The 20290-nt window shown below is 51.5% G+C and carries 13 protein-coding genes; all 13 read right to left on the bottom strand.

The window, feature by feature from the left end; translation table 11 throughout:
- Positions 1–90: 90 nt before the first annotated feature.
- A complete protein-coding gene (locus FQ015_RS05220) occupies positions 91–1083 on the bottom strand; it encodes a SinI family autotransporter-associated protein (RefSeq protein WP_160523797.1) in 993 nt (330 codons plus the stop codon).
- Positions 1084–1138: 55 nt separating this feature from the next.
- Positions 1139–3313, bottom strand: a complete 2175-nt coding sequence (sinH, locus tag FQ015_RS05215) for an intimin-like inverse autotransporter SinH (protein ID WP_160523796.1) — start codon at positions 3311–3313, stop codon at positions 1139–1141.
- A 209-nt stretch (positions 3314–3522) separates the two neighbouring features.
- Positions 3523–3738, bottom strand: a complete 216-nt coding sequence (locus FQ015_RS05210) for a zinc ribbon domain-containing protein (protein ID WP_000422357.1) — start codon at positions 3736–3738, stop codon at positions 3523–3525.
- 62 nt (positions 3739–3800) lie between these two features.
- Entirely contained in the window at positions 3801–5273 is a 1473-nt protein-coding gene (gene der / locus FQ015_RS05205; RefSeq protein WP_001353036.1) for a ribosome biogenesis GTPase Der, read from the bottom strand.
- Positions 5274–5390: 117 nt separating this feature from the next.
- Entirely contained in the window at positions 5391–6569 is a 1179-nt protein-coding gene (gene bamB / locus FQ015_RS05200) for an outer membrane protein assembly factor BamB (RefSeq protein ID WP_001177040.1), read from the bottom strand.
- Between the two features lie 10 nt (positions 6570–6579).
- Positions 6580–7200 carry an ancillary SecYEG translocon subunit YfgM gene (gene yfgM / locus FQ015_RS05195; RefSeq protein WP_000409211.1) on the bottom strand — a complete coding sequence of 207 codons (621 nt, stop codon included), beginning with the start codon at positions 7198–7200 and terminating at the stop codon, positions 6580–6582.
- A gap of 17 nt (positions 7201–7217) precedes the next feature.
- Positions 7218–8492: a histidine--tRNA ligase gene (gene hisS, locus FQ015_RS05190; protein ID WP_001107185.1), complete on the bottom strand. Its 1275-nt coding sequence runs from the start codon at positions 8490–8492 to the stop codon at positions 7218–7220.
- 110 nt (positions 8493–8602) lie between these two features.
- Complete coding sequence (ispG, locus tag FQ015_RS05185; RefSeq protein ID WP_000551807.1) at positions 8603–9721, bottom strand: flavodoxin-dependent (E)-4-hydroxy-3-methylbut-2-enyl-diphosphate synthase; 1119 nt, start codon at positions 9719–9721, stop codon at positions 8603–8605.
- 26 nt (positions 9722–9747) lie between these two features.
- Positions 9748–10761, bottom strand: coding sequence for a cytoskeleton protein RodZ (gene rodZ, locus FQ015_RS05180; RefSeq protein ID WP_032184883.1), 1014 nt, complete (start codon positions 10759–10761; stop codon positions 9748–9750).
- Positions 10762–11045: 284 nt separating this feature from the next.
- Positions 11046–12200 carry a bifunctional tRNA (adenosine(37)-C2)-methyltransferase TrmG/ribosomal RNA large subunit methyltransferase RlmN gene (locus FQ015_RS05175; protein ID WP_000003317.1) on the bottom strand — a complete coding sequence of 385 codons (1155 nt, stop codon included), beginning with the start codon at positions 12198–12200 and terminating at the stop codon, positions 11046–11048.
- Between the two features lie 149 nt (positions 12201–12349).
- Complete coding sequence (ndk, locus tag FQ015_RS05170; RefSeq protein ID WP_160523795.1) at positions 12350–12781, bottom strand: nucleoside-diphosphate kinase; 432 nt, start codon at positions 12779–12781, stop codon at positions 12350–12352.
- 148 nt (positions 12782–12929) lie between these two features.
- Complete coding sequence (gene pbpC / locus FQ015_RS05165) at positions 12930–15242, bottom strand: peptidoglycan glycosyltransferase PbpC (protein WP_160523794.1); 2313 nt, start codon at positions 15240–15242, stop codon at positions 12930–12932.
- Positions 15243–20204: an alpha2-macroglobulin gene (gene yfhM / locus FQ015_RS05160; RefSeq protein ID WP_160523793.1), complete on the bottom strand. Its 4962-nt coding sequence runs from the start codon at positions 20202–20204 to the stop codon at positions 15243–15245.
- Positions 20205–20290: the final 86 nt, after the last annotated feature.

Raw genomic sequence — 20290 nt, 5'->3', positions numbered from 1 at the left:
TAAACAAAACATCAACCTGTTTTGCTTAACGCGTCGCTAAGCAAAACAGGCGGAAAACAGCATTCCCGTATGGGAATGCTGTTGTGCGCATTAGTGGTGTTTGTAAATGATAGACAGCGTATAGCCCTGAACGCCGTCGCCGTTTGCCGGGATCGCAAGACCACTCTTACCATTACGGTCACTACCATTAAGGCTGGTTCTTGCTTCTTCGTTAGTTTGCGGGATAACAATGTCATTGTTATCGAAGCTGGCATTAGCAATACCGCCCGCCGCAGCAAGTTGTTTACTGTTACCGTTAAAGACCCATGCAAAGTCATAGTTAGCGGTAACGTCCATATCCGTACCTGCGTCGTATTTATCGTTCTGGTTTTCATCCGAGTACAGTTTGGCCACATACGTTTTATTAAGCGCAATGGCCGTGTTACCACCGATAAGGTTGGTAGTGGTGCCTTTCTCGAAGATGGCAACTTTCAGATTCTGGTTCACAACCGGGCCGGGATCGACATTGTCCGTATCGCTGCCGCCACCGCTGGCCGTTGAAATATCCAGCAGAGTCAGCGACGTTCCCTCGAAGGGATTACCGGTCTGGGTGATGGGCTGGATTTCAACACCGATATAACGCCCACGATCGTCATCAGTGAGTTTATAACTCGTCTTGCCTGCCGCTGCGGTCAGCTCCGTTTTATCGCCACCCGCATTATTGCTGTAGCTGTACCATTTGATAGTGGCCGTCGTTTTCGCATCAATGCCTGCGGGACCATCATCAATATCCCCTTCGGTATCGCCGATATCCCAACCCAGCGTGATGGTATCCCCTGAGTAAAGGCGTTTATCCGTCTCGCTACCCGGAGGACGGGTACCTTTACCATCAGACGTTACTTTAATGTGATCCGCATCTTCCGAGTTAATCGTGGCATTCCCCCCTTCGCGATAGAGCCAGGGTATGGTCCCCTCGAATTCAGCGGTCGTTCCACTGGCGACCCAGGCGGCATCTTCCGCCATAGCGGCTGGTACGGCACAGTATCCAGCCAGCATCAGTGCCAGCGCGACTTTTGTCAGGCCACGTTTCATATGAGGTTTCATAAACACTCTCCTTGATTAATATTCAGCGGTGGCCCGATCAGCCATGGCGCCGCCCCTATTTCTTGCTGTAATTGACCTGCAAACCATATCCCTGCACGCCATCGGTTACCTGGGCACTAAACTTTGCTGCCGCGTCCTTGTTGGTTGCCGGGATCTCTATATCGACGTTCGTGGTATTGGTTTGCGCACCGGTATTGCCATTTACGCTATGCCCCGTGAATTCCCACTGATAGTCATACTGTTTCATCTCGTCGTCAGTGAGCTTCTCAGAAAGCTGGAACACGCCGTCTTTGTTAGCGTCGCGCCACAGCACAAAGCGATAGCGGCTATTGAGAGGCAACGGTTCTTTGTTGCCGATAAGATTGACGGGCTTAGCTGCACCAACGCGGTAGATAAAAGCATTCAGCCCGCCGATGTCAGAACCCAGGAACGTTACGTCAACATAGTTACTGTCATCATAAGGGGCGGCTTTCGCTTTCCAGCGGAAAGTGCCGGGCAACGTACTGGAGAGCGTAACGGTCCCCTTTTCTTTATCTTGTTTGGCGATAAAAACGCACGGCACCTCGGTGGTGCAGGGTTTATTCGCCAGCGTCACTTTTTTATCGTTGGCATCAAACAGCTGCGGGCTGAGATTATCCTGCGGCAAGACATTACCGTTACGGTCAGTGTTGTCGCCAAAGCTATCGGTAATGTCGAGATCCATGACGACACCATCTACACCATCCGCTTGCGCGCTGGCTTCGTGGCTGTGATTGTTCTCATCCGGTACATTGGCGATGTTGTTAACGATGAGCTCAATTTTACGGTCCTGCTGAACGGTAATTTCCACCACGCCGGAATTCTGCCGATTGCCTTTTTCATCTTCCAGCGCCAGGCGTACCCGCCAGGTATTGAGTTTTTCCTGGTCGGCTTTATCAGAGCTGTACTGCCAGGCAGGCAGTACCAGATTCCAGTGGTTGTTGTTCCCTTCAGTAAGGGTGTTTTCTTTGATAACCGGCATCACCAGCGTACGTGCAGCATTGTTTTTCGCCTGCCAGGAGGCAGCAACGATTTTGTAATGATGATTAATGAGCGCGTTAATGGTCCACTTACATTTTTCCAGCCCGATGGCTGCTTCTGGCGTATCTTTAATCACGCACTCGGGATGTTCATTCGTCGTATCAGCTTTCAGCCACAAAGTGACATCGAGGGGATCTTTCTCTTTGTATTCCAGAACAATAAAGTTGTTACGTTCAACAAAGTCGTGACGACTGCCCATGAGCGAGTGGGCCGCGCTCACTTTGTCAGGATCAAGCTGGTCTTTGAGCGGGATGCCAAACTGGTAGTTCAGCGTTGCGTTAACAGAAAGATCGGTATTATCGCCAGTGCCGGCTTTGAAATCCGTTCCTACGGCAATGAGCGGTACGGGCTGGTATTTCACACCCAGCGTGACGGCGAAGGGATCTTTCTCCAGATTATCGGTGCCAAAAAGCGCGACTTCATCACCGTAATACTGTTCGAAAACGATTTTACCGCCAAGCTGCGGGTAAGCGGGTAGCCAGGCTTCGGCGCGAATATCCCAGCCGCGCGCAGGACGCTCCTCATAAAAATCGAAATCTTCGGAGTCTTTCCAGTCAGAAAGCGGATGATAATAGTTGCCAGAGAATTTTAAATAATCAGTCCAGGCTTCGGCACCTAAACCTAAACGGCGATGCCCACGGGTAAAATCATAATCATAAAATATATTTCCACCCAATAACCATCTATCAAAATTATGTCTTACACCAAGCCCAATATTCCCGATCGTACGATCTTCTTTTCGTTGTGCAGAAAATTGGCTGAAATAAACAGTAGTTTGATTATCATACCAGGGAACAAAATAATCGATGGAACTGCCATCCAGATCGCCGCCCTGACCAAGAGAAAGATTCGTTCGGACCTTACCGTAGGGGGAGAGTGTATCCTCAATATAAGATTGTGTCGTAGAGGTAATTTGACTTTGCAGATAGCTTCTGGCCTGGGACTCCAGCGCCTCGGGTGTCAGGTTTTCAAACCCTTGCGTGGCAGAGTTAATGACGTAATCGGCACCACGCTCTTTTAGCGATTTACCCTTGTTAGTTTGCTCTTCCTGTTGTGCGGCCTGACTACCTAAATCAGGTAACGATTCTTTATGCTCAACATTTATCTCTGGAGCCGCAAAAGCAGCTCCAGAGATAAATGTTAGCATAATACAGCGTTTCCATCGCAGCATGCACATCCCCTGTGACATTAATAATGCTTAAAATTAGCTCTAATATTCTATTCCAGATTATTCAGAAAGGCACGCCAGGAAAACTAAATATAATCTTAAATTTATAACACAGTGATTTCGCTCACTTACATTTGCGTTTCAACAAATAAAATAGGATGCAATCATTTATATTATGAATACAAATGATTACACCATATATTTAAATAATATTAAGCAACAATAAATTCAACGCGCTTTTTGGATATTAAACCGTGCCCATGCTGGCAGAAATAATCTACTGCACCACAAGCTTTTAACACCTGTAATGGCTGATGGCAGTCAGGACAAAGCGCCTGAATGGTGAAATCTTTGGCACAAGTTGCACAGTGGGCAGTTTCACCGTTGCGTTCGAGAGGGTTATGGCAGGTTGGGCAGTTGAGTTCCATAAATACTCCTCGCCTGTTGTTCAGTTTCCCTCTCCGTTTGGAAAGGGAAACCGGATAAGAGATTACTTACTTTTCTTAATATGCTTCATCAAACGCTTACGCTTGCGCATCTGGGTCGGCGTCAAGGTGTTACGCTTGTTCGCATATGGGTTTTCCCCTTCTTTGAACTGAATACGAATCGGCGTACCCATCACGTCCAGAGACTTGCGGAAGTAATTCATCAAGTAGCGTTTGTACGAATCCGGCAGGTCTTTCACCTGGTTGCCGTGAATCACCACAATCGGCGGGTTATAGCCACCGGCGTGGGCATATTTCAGCTTCACTCGACGACCGCGAACCAGCGGCGGCTGGTGATCTTCAACCGCCATGGTCATGATACGCGTCAGCATTGACGTACCCACGCGACGGGTGGAGCTGTCATACGCTTCACGCACTGATTCAAACAGATTACCAACGCCGCTGCCGTGTAATGCAGAGATAAAATGCACACGGGCGAAGTCGATAAAGCCCAGACGGAAGTCCAGCGTCTCTTTTACTTGCTCTTTCACTTCCTGGCTCAGGCCGTCCCACTTGTTCACTACAATGACAAGTGAGCGCCCACTATTGAGAATAAAGCCCAGCAGGGAGAGATCCTGATCGGAAATACCTTCGCGAGCATCAATCACCAACATCACCACGTTGGCATCTTCAATCGCCTGCAATGTTTTGATTACGGAGAATTTCTCTACCGCATCGGTGATTTTGCCGCGTTTACGTACGCCCGCAGTATCGATGAGTACATACTCACGTCCATCGCGTTCCATTGGAATGTAAATACTGTCACGCGTGGTGCCCGGCATGTCGTAAACTACGACGCGTTCTTCGCCAAGGATACGGTTAGTGAGTGTAGACTTACCGACGTTAGGACGACCCACTATCGCCAGTTTGATTGGCAGACTTTGCGGGTCAAAGTCGTCTTCCTCTTCTTCTTCGCCGTTCTCTTCCGCTTCAAATTGCGCCCAGTACTCAGCGTCTTCATCCACTTCTTCTTGTGGTGCGATATCTTCCATCCACGGCAACAGCACGTGCTCCAGCAGACTTAATACGCCACGACCGTGAGACGCGGCGATAGGATAGATTTCACCTAAACCGAGCGAATAGAAATCAACAACGGCCTGATCCGGATCCAGACCATCGGTTTTGTTTGCCACCAGGAAGGTCGGTTTTTCGCGGGAGCGCAGATGTTTAGCAATCGCTTCATCCGCAGGCATCAGGCCCGCGCGCGCATCCACCATAAACAGTACGACGTCCGCTTCTTCAATCGCCAGCAGCGACTGTTCCGCCATGCGGGTTTCTACACCGTCTTCTGTTCCGTCAATCCCGCCGGTATCAATACAGATAAACTCGCGGCCTTCAATTTCCGCACGACCGTACTTACGGTCACGAGTCAGACCCGGGAAATCCGCAACCAGCGCATCTCGGGTGCGAGTTAGACGGTTAAATAACGTGGATTTTCCTACGTTAGGGCGCCCGACAAGCGCGACCACAGGTACCATGTTTAAAGCCTCATTTTTATAAATCATCAGACAACGCACGCTATATTCGTGTCGTTGTTAAAAACAGGAAAACGGCCCCTGTCCAGGAGCCGTTTTCAAAGTGAACGACAGAGACGATTAACGTGTAATAGAGTACACAGTCCCGTCTTTTGCCTGGATCAGCAGTTTGCCGTCAGCGGCAACCGGTTCAGTCTGGAAACCGGAGCTATCAACTTTTTGCTGGGCAACGAAACGACCATCTTCGACGTTGATCCAGTGCAGATAACCTTCACTGTCACCTACCACCAGGTTGCCATTATACAGCACCGGAGAAGTCAACAGACGATGCAGCAGATCGCTTTGTGTCCACAGCGTAACGCCGCCATCAATGGTCAACGCCATCACCCGGTCATTTTGATCGACCAGATAGATGCGGTTGCCGTCGACGATGAAATCATTCACCGAACCCAGTTCGCGCTTCCACATAATCTGACCGCTGCGCAGATCAAGCGCCGTCAGGTTACCATTATAGGCCAGCGCGAAAACAACGCCGTTAACAATGACGGGAGTCGTGTCAACATCGCTCAGGCGGTCAATTTCGGTAGAACCGGTCGCCTGAGAAATACGCTGCTGCCAAATCATCTGGCCCTGTTCCATTAGCACTGCGCTGACGCGACCATTATCGCCACCCACGACGGCCGCACCAAAAGCCGTTGCTGGCGCAGACTCGCCACGCAAAGAGAGTGAAGGCATATCGAGGTTAACTGTCCATTTGACAGCGCCGTCAGCTTCGTTCAGGGCTTGCAACTGACCGTTACTGGTGTGGATTAACACCAGACCGTCGCTGACCACCGGGCGAGAAAGCGCTTCACCCGCGACTTTAGTCTGCCATGCCACAGTACCATCACTGGTATTCAGCGCGTAAACCTGCGCCTTTTCGCTACCAATGTAGACATGTCCGCCAGACACGGTCACGCCGCCAGAAAGTAATGCAGGCTCTTTAGAGAACCAGCCATCTTTCTCGGCCAGACTGACAGACCAGATTTCTTTGCCATCATCCGCATTCAGCGCTTTTACTAAACCAGCGCGGTCTGCTGCATAGACAACGTTGTCCGCCAGTGCCGGATGAAGATTGGAATAGAAGTTGCCAATGCCGCTACCCACGGAAGTGCTCCACGCCGTGGTCGGCGTAAACTGGTTTTCAACGGTCGGCAATGGGGACATCTTTACCACATCTTCTTCGCTGTTAAACAGCGAACAGCCGCTTAAAAGGGTAACGGAAAGCAGTCCTGGCAGCAGTAATTTACGCAATTGCATCGGGTCCCTCTCAGATGGACAAATTATTAATTTTCATCTGCATCATTTCGCTCAGTGCCGGAGTAACATCGCTTTTCACGCCTGCTTCCCATGCACTACGCGCACCTTGCTTATCACCTTTGCTCAGCAATGCTTCGCCACGCAGGTCGGCAACAATGGCAGCCCACCCTTCACCTTTGATGGTATCGAGGGTTTTCAGCGCGGCATCAGCCTGCTTGAGCTGTACCTGAACGCGGGCAAGACGCAGATTTATCACGGCTTTGAGATTTTCATCGCTCGTGTCCGCCAATCCCTGTTGTAACTGGGTGGCAGCTTTCTCTAGTTCATTTTTGTCAACAAATTGCTGCGCAAGTTCCAAAGAAGCCAGCGCACCATAGGTATTTTTATTTTCAGCAGCAAATTTTTCCGCCGCCGGGATGCTATCCGGTTTGCCTTCGCTCACTGCGGTAACCGCATTTTGATAGGCAAGAGAAGCGGAGCGTGTAGAATCAACCTGATGGCTGTTCCAGTAGCGCCAGCCAATCAATGCGCCAACGCCCAAAATCACCCCAACAGCCAGTGCTTTGCCATTTTCAGCAAAAAAGCGTTTAACCGCTTCAACCTGGTCGTTTTCGTTCTCGTAAATTTCCACGCTGTCCTTCTCCTTCCTTAACCCAGTAACGTGCGCAAATGCGCGGCTACGCTATCCTGCGCAACTGCCGTTTGCTCACCAGAGCGCAAATCCTTCACTACTGCTGTGCCGTTAGCCACTTCAGACTCACCCAGCACCACAGCAACGCGGGCGCCCCATTTATCAGCACGGGCAAACTGCTTCTTAAAGTTGCCGCCGCCGTGGTTGGTCATCAGTTTCACGCCCGGTAATTCATCACGCAGACGCTCTGCTAATGCCATAGCCGCAGATTGTGTGTCAGCACCTGAAGCCACCAGATATATATCGACAACAGGATCGGCTTTAAATTCCGGATTAACGGCCTGAACTAACAATACAAGACGTTCGAGACCCATCGCGAAACCGACTGCCGGTGTTGCACGACCACCCAGTTGTTCCACCAGACCGTCATAACGACCGCCTGCGCACACGGTGCCCTGGGAACCGAGGCTGTTAGTCACCCACTCAAAAACAGTACGGTTATAATAATCCAGACCACGCACCAGACGCTGGTTTACGGTGTAAGCGATACCCGCGCTCTCCAGCAGTTTGCACAGACCAGCAAAGTGCTCACGAGATTCCTCGTCAAGATAGTCACCTAATGCTGGGGCGTCGTTGAGAAGGGCCTGCACTTCCGGATTTTTGGAATCCAGCACGCGCAACGGGTTAGTGTACATGCGGCGTTTGCAGTCTTCGTCCAGTTTTTCTTTATGCTGCTCAAGGAATGCCACCAGCGCATCACGATAATTGGCGCGTGCTTCCAGCGAACCGATAGAGTTCAGCTCAAGAGTTACGTGTTCAGAGATACCCAGTTCACGCCACCAGCGGGCGGTGAGCATAATCAGTTCAGCGTCGATATCAGGACCTTGTAGGCCGAAAACTTCGCAACCCAACTGGTGGAACTGACGATAACGCCCTTTCTGCGGACGCTCGTGACGGAACATCGGCCCGATATACCATAGACGCTGTTCCTGATTGTACAGAAGACCATGCTCGATGCCGGCGCGTACACAGCCCGCCGTCCCTTCAGGGCGCAGAGTCAGGCTGTCGCCATTGCGATCCTCAAAGGTGTACATCTCTTTTTCAACCACGTCGGTGACTTCACCAATCGCACGTTTGAATAGCGGGGTCTGCTCTACAATCGGCAAGCGGATTTCACTGTAACCGTAGCTGCCGAGCACGTTTTTCAGTGTGCCTTCAATGCGCTGCCAGATGGCCGTTTCGCCAGGCAGGTAATCGTTCATGCCGCGAATGGCTTGAATGTTTTTTGCCACGTTTATTCTCTTTCTGAATATAAAAATGAACCCTCAACGCGCCCCTCAATATTTCGGGAGCCATGCGGGTTCAATCATACACGGGAAGCGAGGCGCTTCCCATCACGTTATTATTTTTCAACCTGCTGAACGTCAATTCGACGCGCTTCATCCAGTTGGCTGGCTTTCGCACGAATGCGCGCTTCCAGCTGGTCGATCATATCGTTGTTGTCCAGACGGTCTTTGCGCACGCCATCTTCATAGAGGCCGCTTTTCTTGTTGCCGCCGGTAACGCCGAGTGTAGAAACCAGCGCCTCACCTGGTCCATTCACCACGCAGCCGATAATCGAAACGTCCATCGGGGTGATGATATCTTCCAGGCGTTGCTCCAGGGCGTTAACCGTACCGATAACGTCAAACTCCTGACGCGAACAGGTCGGGCAGGCGATGAAGTTGATCCCGCGCGAACGGATACGCAACGATTTCAAAATATCGAAACCGACTTTGATCTCTTCGACCGGATCGGCCGCCAGCGATACGCGCAGCGTGTCGCCGATGCCTTCAGACAGCAGCAGGCCTAAACCAATGGCAGATTTTACTGCCCCACTACGTGCGCCGCCCGCTTCGGTGATCCCAAGATGCAGCGGTTGATCGATCTGTTTTGCCAGCAGACGATAAGACTCTACAGCGAGGAAGACATCAGACGCTTTGACGCTGACTTTGAACTGATCGAAGTTCAGACGATCAAGATGATCAACATGGCGCATGGCAGATTCCAGCAATGCCTGCGGCGTCGGTTCGCCATACTTTTCTTGCAGATCTTTTTCCAGCGATCCAGCGTTAACGCCAATACGGATCGGAATGTTTTTATCGCGCGCGCAGTCAACCACCATGCGAATACGCTCTTCATTACCGATATTACCAGGGTTAATACGCAAACAATCGACCCCGTATTCCGCTACTTTCAGCGCAATGCGATAGTCAAAGTGGATATCAGCCACCAGCGGTACGTTAACCTGTTGTTTGATGAGCTTGAACGCTTCTGCCGCGTCCATCGTCGGTACGGAGACACGGACGATATCAGCGCCAACACGTTCCAGCGCCTTAATTTGATTGACCGTAGCTTCGACGTCTGTCGTACGCGTATTGGTCATGGACTGTACGGCGATGGGGGCACCATCGCCAATCGGCACATTCCCAACGTAAATACGTGTTGATTTTCTACGTTGAATTGGAGCCTGGTTATGCATGAAAAATCTCCCGCGTTACCCGTCTGTTACTGCGCCGGTGATTGTTCGGCATTTAGGGTCAGACGCGCAACCTGGTTAGTTCTGATAAAACGACTCAGATCGACAGGTTTCCCTTGATACTGGATCTGTACTGCGGCTGGCGCACCAATTTTCAGTTTGTACGGAGCCTGGCCGGTTAAATTCAAATTACCGTCTTTACGCTGCATACCGCTAAACAATTTTTTACCGGTAGCATCAGTGACTTCCAGCCAGCAATCGGCAGTAAAGTTCATCACCAACGCATTCGGATCAGCCGCTGGCGTGGTCACGCCAGCCTGATCGGTTGGCAACGGCGCAGCACCATCTGGCGTTGTTGTTGCCGTTGGTGCCGGGGTCGCAGCGGTATCAACATTTGCCTGCGAAGGTGAAACAACTGCATTCTGTTGTGAATCAACAGCTGGTGCTGGCGAAGTTATGGCAGGTGTTTGCGTGTTAGTTGCGGTAGTATCCACAGACGCTGGCGGCGTGGACGTCGTAGTCGGGTCTGTGGTTGTCGACGTATCTAACGGAACACTCTGCCCCTGTTCGTTATTACTGCTCAGTTCCGCAGAAGATTGATCGGCCATAGTAGTGATCTCTTCCTGCTGAGCTTTGTGGTCTTGCCACCACCAGGCACCGCTCAGGCCAATAACCACAAACAACACCAGCCAGGTGAAGGTCATCAGCCAGCCGTCACGTTTTTTGCGGCGTTTACCGAGGGAAAAACTCTGCATCGGCGCAACTTTTGCAGCTCGTAGTGGAGCCTGTTTTTCCAGCCCCGGTAGCAGTTCTTCTTCTGGAATATGTACCAGACGCGCATAAGAGCGGATATATCCGCGCAGGAATGTTGAAGCAAGATCGGCAGGTGCCTTATCTTCTTCAATGTCGCGTACCGTGGAAACCTTCAGGCAAAGTCGCTCAGCAACGGCCTGCTGACTAAGTCCTAGTTGTTCGCGAGCATTACGCAGGCGAGCGCCGGTAGTAAGTGCTTCATTTTGGTCGTGCGTGGCTTCAGTATTCATTCGCTGCAGGTACGTTTAAATGAGAATTGAGATGCCGGTGAACCATCATGCTCACCCACACCGCGAAACATCCGTTAAGTTAACCGTTATCATACAGTATAAGACCGTCTGTGTGCTCGTGACAAAGCCCACATTCACTAAGGCTAACTTACTGTTGCATCGTTACATACTGCCTTAAAGTCAGCAAAAACGCACCGTTAATATTGACCAGACAATTGCAACTTAATACTTCATTCATAAAAGATTACGCCACGGTACATAAAGTAACCGTGGCGTAATGGCTATCAGACCGCTTTAATGTCGATGGCCTCACCCTGCATTCGTTTACGCAGGGTACGTTTCGTACGGTCGATAACATCGCCCGCCAACTGACCACAGGCAGCATCGATATCATCACCACGAGTTTTACGCACAATAGTGGTGAAACCGTAGCTCATCAGCACTTTAGAGAAACGGTCGATACGACTGTTTGAGCTGCGTCCATACGGCGCGCCAGGGAACGGGTTCCACGGGATCAGGTTGATCTTACACGGCGTATCTTTCAGCAGCTCCGCCAGTTGGTGCGCGTGTTCAGTGCCGTCGTTAACGTGATCAAGCATCACGTATTCAATAGTGACTCGGCCCTGATTGGCGTTAGATTTCTCCAGATAGCGGCGCACCGCAGCAAGAAACGTTTCGATATTGTACTTTTTGTTGATCGGCACAATTTCGTCACGAATTTCGTCGTTCGGCGCATGCAGGGAAATTGCCAGCGCTACGTCGATCATATCGCCCAGTTTATCCAGCGCCGGAACAACGCCTGATGTAGAGAGCGTAACGCGACGTTTAGACAGACCAAAACCGAAATCATCGAGCATGATTTCCATCGCCGGAACGACGTTGTTCAGGTTGAGCAGCGGCTCGCCCATACCCATCATCACTACGTTAGTGATTGGGCGCTGACCGGTGACTTTTGCTGCGCCAACGATTTTCGCTGCACGCCACACCTGGCCGATAATTTCCGACACCCGCAGATTGCGGTTAAAGCCCTGCTGGGCGGTGGAACAGAATTTACACTCCAGCGCACACCCCACCTGCGAGGAAACGCAAAGCGTGGCACGGTCGTCTTCCGGGATATACACCGTTTCGACGCGCTGATCGCCAACGGCAATCGCCCATTTAATGGTGCCGTCAGATGAACGCTGTTCTTCAACCACTTCCGGTGCGCGGATTTCCGCCACCTCTTTTAGTTTGCCGCGCAACACTTTGTTGATGTCGGTCATCTCATCAAAGTTGTCGCAGCAATAGTGATACATCCACTTCATCACCTGATCGGCGCGGAAGGGTTTTTCACCTAAATCTTTAAAAAACTCCCGCATCTGCTGACGGTTGAGATCCAGCAGGTTGATTTTTCCATCTTTCGTGGTGACGTTTTCAGGTGTGACTAATTGTTCAGACATATGCTATTCCGGCCTCGTTATTACACGTTATGGCCCCTGGAGGGTTGAAAAAAGAAACGCCCCGGTGAGCGGTTGCTCGTCCGGGGGCGCTGCATTGTACAAATTCTGGCGCACGGATGCCACGTTTGCACGCGGCATTTACGAAATTATTAACGGGTGCGCGGGCACACTTCGCCTTCGCCGAAGAAATAAGCGATTTCGCGAGCGGCAGATTCGACGGAATCAGAACCGTGGGTACCATTTTCGGTCAGGTTGTCAGCGTAATCAGCACGCAGAGTACCGGCCAGTGCGTTTGCCGGATTGGTCGCGCCCAGCAGATCGCGGTGACGCTGAACGGCGTTTTCACCCTCCAGCACGGAAACCACAATCGGGCCAGAGGTCATGAATTCAACCAGACCATCAAAGAACGGTTTTCCATCGTGTTCAGCATAAAAGCCACGAGCCTGTTCAACGGTCAGGTGCAGCATTTTGGTGCCGACAATTTTGAACCCTGCAGCTTCAAAGCGCGCAAAGATATTACCAATGACGTTTTTTGCTACCGCGTTCGGTTTGATGATGGAAAAAGTACGTTCAATAGCCATGTTTACCTCTGTAAATTATTCTGTTGTTGTCTGTACCAGCGTACGAGATGGCGCGGATTATAATGAGCAACAGGGCCGTTGACTATTGATGAAGGTAACATTTTTTTAAAATAAAACGAGCTTAAGCAACAAATATGAGCAAAACAGACTACTGCATGACAAATCTCACCGTCGCGACCTGCCCCATTTCGTCCATTACCAGTAATTGATAATCGCCTTTCTCTGTCAAATGCAGAGTCACGTTACGCCCGCGTTCAGCTAACGGTTCACCATTAAGAAACCACCAGCGTTCGCCTGTTCCTCCGATTGATTGTACTGGTAATGACGCATCGGTAGCTCCTGGCAGACGTTTGATAATTACGCCATTACGCACACCAATCAACTGTAAAGGTACCTGAGCATCACGACCATACGGCGAGCAATTTGTTGATGCCCCAGGTAAGCGCGCTGCTCGTCGTTCAGCAGCAGGTAGCCAGGGTTCAAGTGGTAATGGCCAGACATTAATCATTTCTTGTCGAGCCTGAGGACAATCAGCAGCAACACGTTTACCTTGCTCATCAAGCCAGATGGGGAAACGAATCCCACTTATTCCTTCTTGCTCCGGTAAAAGTAATGTTGGTGGCTGGCTATCTTCGAGCAGCCAGGTGGCAAGACGACGGCGGCAATTGCTATCGCCTTCTGGCAATGATTGCCCACCCGGCCAGCAGATAACGCCACGGCTTACAGAATCAGGACGCGGGTCTTCCGGCAGATTCGCACTGCGCGACAGTAAGATATTATTGACCTGATTCAACAGCGGTACGGCGCTGGCAAAGCCAAACTGACCGACAACGGGCGTACCGTCCGGTCTGCCAGTCCAGATCCCAATTACGTAACGAGCGTTAACGCCAATAGCCCATGCATCGCGATAGCCATAACTGGTTCCTGTTTTCCACGCCAGAGGTACGACGCGTGGCAAAGCGCCATCCGGAAGCGGCTGCGCTTCATCTGCCATAATACGGCGGATAATCCACGCGGCCCCCGGCGACATTAACGGTCGCTCAAGTAATGGGTCCCCCGGCTGTAAGCGCAACTTACCCGCCTTACCGTGGCGAGCAAATGCGGTATACGCTGCAGCCATATCCTCCAGTTTTGCACCTGCGCCGCCGAGAATGAGCGAAAGATTCGGTGCAGCACCGTTGGGCAAATATAACGGCAATCCAACATTGCGTAACTTTGCCGCAAACCGTTTCGGTCCATAGGCTTCCAGCACCTGCACAGCAGGTAAATTCAGAGAGCGCACCAGCGCCTCGCTCATGCTGATCGGGCCATGAAAACCGCTGTCAAAGTTGCCTGGTCGATAATCACCAGTGCGCCGGGGAACGTCTTGCAACAGCGATGCAGGGTGGATCAAGCCTTCATCCAGCGCCAGACCATAAACAAACGGTTTGAGTACCGATCCCGGCGATCGGATCGCATTGACCATATCGACATGCCCAAAGCGGGAATCATCATTAAGATCAACCGATCCTGCCCAGCCGCGCACACTCATATCAGTATGATCAACAACGATCATTGCCAACGAACTGCGCGGTGGCAATCGTCCTTTCCAGTTTTGCGCCAGTTCTTCCAGACGACGCTGTAAACCAGCATCCAGCGTAGTAACGATTTTGTCGCTTTTGCTTTTACCGAGCATCATGCGCGAAAACAGCGGTGCCAGTTGCGGCATTTGTCTGGGTGCCAACCAGATGGGCTCTTCACTAGATTCTTTTACCTGCTCACGGGACCACACACCTTGCGCAGCCATCCGATTGAGCACTTTATTACGTGCGGCCTCGGCACGTTCCGGCCAGCGATCCGGACGCAGTCGGCTGGGCGCTTGTGGTAACACCGCCAGCATTGCCGCCTCGGAATAGCTTAAATTCGCAGGCGATTTTCCGAGATATGCCCAACTTGCCGCACCGATCCCCTGCAACGTACCACCAAACGGAGCGCGATTAAGATACAAGGTCAGAATGTCACGTTTAGACAAGTGCCATTCCAGTTGAAACGCGCGCCAGAGCTGGCGAATTTTGCCGCCAAAAGTTTTGGGGTGAGGATCAAGCAGACGAGCAACCTGCATGGTGAGTGTGCTGCCGCCGGAAATAACCCGTCCCGAAATGAGATCTTGCCATGCTGCGCGCGCCACCGAGAATGGATTCACCCCCGGATGCTTCCAGAACCAGCGATCTTCATAATTGATCAGTGCTTCAAGGTAACGCGGAGAGACATCTTCGATGGTTACCGGATAGCGCCAGATGCCCTCAGCATCGGCGAAACGCCAGAGTGGCGTACCATCCTGCGCCACGACTACGCGTGCGGGATTGACTTCATGCAATGGCAGGGGCCAGAGTTTATCTGCTCCCCACGCGGCAAAAAAAAGGAGAAAAGGCGCAGCTGCCAGCGCTATCCAGCAGCCGCGTTTGGTTAACAGGCGAGGCATTTACGGTCTGACAATCAACAGATCTTCAGCCGCGCCAGTCGCCCGCCAGTGGGGAACATACATCGATTCCACCATTGGTTGCGGAACATTGTATGTTCCCGGCGTTACCGCCCGCGCCAGATACACCAGCGTGACTGGTTGATATTCATCAACGGCAACCGCCGCCACAAAGCGATCGTCACGAAACTCAATATGCTTAATGTTCGCTTGTTGCATTTGACTGAGTAGGTTTTGCACTTCGCTACCACTTTGCTCCAGGCTGGCGCTGCCGTTAGCCAGGTTCTGGTTTTCCAGTTCCAGGCCCGCAGGCAGTAAATCAACGACCAAAGCATCCGGCACGCTGTTACTGGCTTTTACCTGCAACCAAACCAGCACCAGATCGCCGCTACGTAACGAGTCCAGCGATTTGCTCTTACCATCAGTACCAAGAATATGACGCTCGATTTGCAGCACATTGTTCGCCGGTAAAGGGGCGGATTGCGGATAACCGCTGGCATCCACACGCAGCCATAACGGCTGATCGCCACTGTTGGTCACCTGTAAGGTGGCAAGTTGATCGCTATTCAGATTGCTGGTTTGCGCTTTCTCACCTGTCAGCAGCTCAGCAGAGAAAGACGTTTGCGCCTGCCATTTGCCCGGTAAATCCTGAATCGTACGGGCAGCCAGGAACAGCGCGTTACTTTCCTGAGTTGATAACCAGCGTTCACCGAACGCCTGCTGCGAAAGTGTGTTCAGCAGAGGGTACTGCTCATCGGGTAGCAATTTGTTCTCTTCCAGCAAGGAGAGCATCAATGCGTTGTCGCGCAGTGGACTACCGTAATCACCCAGCCATATCCGCTCATCACTATTGCGCGGCGTTTTCAGCGCCAGCACAATCGCTTCTTCACCACGCGTTGCATCGCCCATGGTTTTCAGCGCAACGCCAAGTTGCAGCAGCGGTAATCCAGACGCAGCATCGGCACGATGCTCCCAGATTTCACGCAGCGCACCCAGCGGTGCCTTTTGCTGACGGGCCAGCACCAGCGCAGCGTAAGACTGTACGGCGAATTTACTGGCTTTGAGATTATCCGCATACGGAATCGACATCATGCCCGGATCTTGTAAATAGCGCAGTAGACGCTCATTCCCCCGGTTAATGGCTTCTGTCGGCACGCTGTAACCCTGCTCACCTGCGCGGACCAGGAAATCCATCACGTAAGCCGTCAGCCAGTACTCTTCATCACCGTTTTTATCCCACAGCGCAAAGCCACCGTTATCACGTTGCATTTGCAGTAAACGAGAAATGCCGATATCGACTGCCGCACGGCGCTTCTCATCACTGTCGCCTTTGATTCCCAACGCCTGCAGTTGGGCTGCATTGGTGTAAAGTGACGGGAACAGGCCGCTGGCGGTTTGCTCCAGACAACCGTACGGATACGCTTTTAACTCTTTGATATAACGTGCAATATTCAACGGTGCTTTGCCGCTCAACAACAATTGCCCTTCCAGCGTAACAGGCGAGAAGTTTTGCAATCCATCAGCTGGAATCGCCCATGTCTCACCAGGCTGCAACGCCGTACCGTAATTGACGGTTTGTGCCGGAAATGCCGGACGGACACCCATTTTCCACTGCTTATGCTGATCGGCAACGGTTTCGCCCGGTAACGCTAACCCGCTAATAGTGGCCTGAATTTCACCATCACCATAACCCGGCAATGCTCGCACCGGGATAAACAGCGTGGTTCGCACGCCCGGCGCTAATTCAACGGCTGCGGGTGAATCGCTAACCAGTTCAAGCAAGCCACTGGCGGTCAGAGCAACGTTCAGTTTTTGCGGTTTATCGGTAAGATTAGTGATATTCAGCGTCAGACGTGAGGTGTCACCGCTGGCCATAAAGCGCGGCATATTCAGTTCTGCTATCACCGGTGCGGCAACAACCACTTTGCTTTCGTTGCTACCGAAATCATCTGCCGTCCATGCTTGTGCCATGACGCGCAATTCACCGTTAAAATCACCAATCGGCAATGTAACCGTGCCTTCGCCCTGTTCGTTGAGTGTTACCGGTAGCGCCTGTTGCGCAACAATATTGACGTGATTTACTGGCGGTTTACCACCGCGTTTCAGTTCATCACCATCGCCACCAAAACGCAGAGCTGCCAGACGCCCCTGACCTTCAATGACCTGACCGTAAATATCGTAAATATCTGCGCCATAGCGTTTCTGACCAAAGAATGCCTGCCACGGATCTGGCGTGACATAATCAGTAATATTCAACACACCGCTATCAACCGCAGACACCAGCACATTCACCTGTTTTGGCATCTCACCATTTTTATTGCTGGCTTTAATTTTCACGGTTAATGGCTGATTGGGGCGTATTTTCGCTGGAGTTTCCAGCGCCAGATCGAGACGACGGTTTTCATCGCCAAGCGGCAAATGCAACACGCCAACTGCGCGTTTTGGCGTCGCGGAGCGAGATTTATCGCCAGGACGTACCACCAGCGTACTTAAATAAAGATCATGACGATTCCAGGTTTTATCGACCGGAATCGTCAGATCCAGCCCTTGTGCCGGAACATCAATCTCCTGCCACCACAGCGGCCCTTCACTGGACTCGACCATCGCATAGCCTTTACCCGCCGTTGGCGCGGCAATGTGCAACTTAATGGTATCACCAGGGCGATAACTGGCTTTATCCAGTTTCAGCGTGACACGGTCTGGTCGCACAGCACCGCTACCGTCGCTATTGTCCTGCCAGCTATAGCCAGCCCAGAAACGCACACTACTGACCGCTTCATTCGGCGCTTTGACTTCCAGACGATAAGCGCCCCACTCTACCGGGAAACTGACTTTACCGGTTTCATCAGCCTGAAGATCCAGTGTTTGTTCATTTTCGATCAGATCTTTTTGATCAAACTGTGACTGCCAGCCTTCATCTTCTGACCAGTTCCAGTAGTAATCGCGGCGTTCGCGAATCAGGCGCACTTGTAAGCCAGACACAGCTTTTTTGACGCCCTGTGCATCGCTATAAACGATGTCAAAAGCGGCGTTACTGCCTTCATCAACAATGGGCTGTTTTACCGTACTGTCAGTGCGATAATCGTAAACCGATTTCGAGGCGAATTGCGGACGGATCCCCGGCAATGCATCGGCAGGCCAGATAGCCTGCTCAGCACGGCGCGTCACCGGGCGACCGCCAGACTCCAGCAAACTGCCCTGGAAAATAACCTGTAATGGGGAATGCGTTTCCTTCCACTGGCTTTCTGTAGAAACTTCGCCGCGCCCTTTATCATCCAGCGTCAACTGAACTTCATCCAGCGTGCGCGAAAGGTTTTCAGCAGCTATATCGCCGAATTCGAAACCAGGTAAGGCTGACACAGCTTCACGCAGTGGGCGCAGGAAAAGTTGCCCTTGCAAAGTATTACCATTAGCAGGCGCCCCGTACAGGTAGTAACCCACCACGGAGAATTTCACTTCATCTTTCGGCGTTAACGGGGTTTTCTCACCGGTCAGATTCAGCGCCATGCGCTCTGGCATAAAATCTTCGACGTGGAAATCCCACATCCGATACTGGTTATCGCCCGTGTTGGCTCGGATATGCCACATGCCGGTGGCCGCATTACTATCGAGTGGCCAGGTAAAGTGATAGAGGCCATTCGCCGGCTGACTAACGACGCTCCTGAGTACCTGCCCGTCGGGTTTAATTACGTCCAGCTTGATGGGTTGATCGGGCAACGCTTTACCGTCTGCATCACGCAATAAACCATTAAGGATGACTGTTTCACCCGGGCGATAAAGATCGCGCGGACCAAACATGAAAAACTGTTTGTTATAGCCTGGCGCGCCAGCAATGTTAAATTCTGCTAAGTCCAGCGCCGGAAGTTTTAAATCGAGTAGCGTTGTCTGACCGTCTTTACGCGCCAACAGTAATGCCGCGTTTTTATCATTTTCCAGCTGCACATGCCCCTGAGCATCACTGGTTGCCTGAGTCAGAGTCTGCCCTTTCTCATTTAATAATGAGACTTCAACTCCTTGCTGGGCCGCGCCGTTTTCCAGGCTTTGGGTAAAGATATCCAGACGATTGTGATAACGGTGGGCCGATACGCCGATATCACTTAATGTAAACAGCGTCGCGGGATTACTGTAATCGTAACGTCCAGCCTGATTCATCACAGCCAGATACACACCCGCCTGCTGAAGCGGTTTGATATCACCCAGCGGCAGCAATAATTTTTCACGGGTGTTACGCGCAGGATTGAGATCAAAACGTCCGGTATAAACCAGATCCGCCATTTGCAGCAGTTTGTCTGACTGCCAGTTCGCCAGCGAATTTCGGTATTCCCATTGGCTAATAAATGCTGGCAGAGATTCTGGCTTAACACGGAAGAAGTTAACATCGACATTGTTAACATTGAGCGCCATTACCGGCAGCCCTTCAATGACTTTTCCAGGCAGCAGCGAACCACGGCTGGCAAAACCGACGCTGGGCTGGATATCGCGGGTAGTTATAGTTTTTTCGTAATCTTTACTGAAGGTTGCGTTGTTGAGTGCCTTGACCTCCTTGCCAATAGTAACGATCAAATCACGTTTCGGCTCGAGGTGGCGTAAACGCAGCTCTTTAAGATTATCTGACAGCTCCCAGGCCCCATCCACTTTGCCGCTTTTTTTATCAACGACGTGAATAACGCGCGAGAAATCCTGATCCGGATCGAGAGGGATAGAGAAGGTCAGCACCAGCGTGGCTGCGCCATCGAGTTGGACTTCAGAGAGATCCAGCAATGTCAGCGCCTTACCGGCACTCTGTTGTGCCAGTTTTTGTCGCTCCGGTGCAGAGAGTTTTGCTGAACTCGCGTTTTCTGAAGATGCCGCTTTAGTAACTTCAGAAGGTGCATCTTTTTTCACCGCTGTTGGCGCGTTATCGTTGTTGTCGCACCCTGCCAGCGCCAGCATTAGCATGCAGGCGGCTACGCGTAACTTTTTCATTTTTCATCCCTGCCACAATGGCCCGTTAGCAACGTCGAATAATTATTATGCGTGAGAATTTACGTTATGTAATTCAGTATCGCGCC

Origin of the sequence: Escherichia sp. HH26CH, from assembly GCF_009820205.1 — a bacterium.
In the GTDB taxonomy this organism is placed as follows: domain Bacteria; phylum Pseudomonadota; class Gammaproteobacteria; order Enterobacterales; family Enterobacteriaceae; genus Escherichia; species Escherichia coli_F.
Note: the sequence above shows the minus strand (reverse complement) of the source record. Positions and strands in the feature narration are given on the sequence as shown.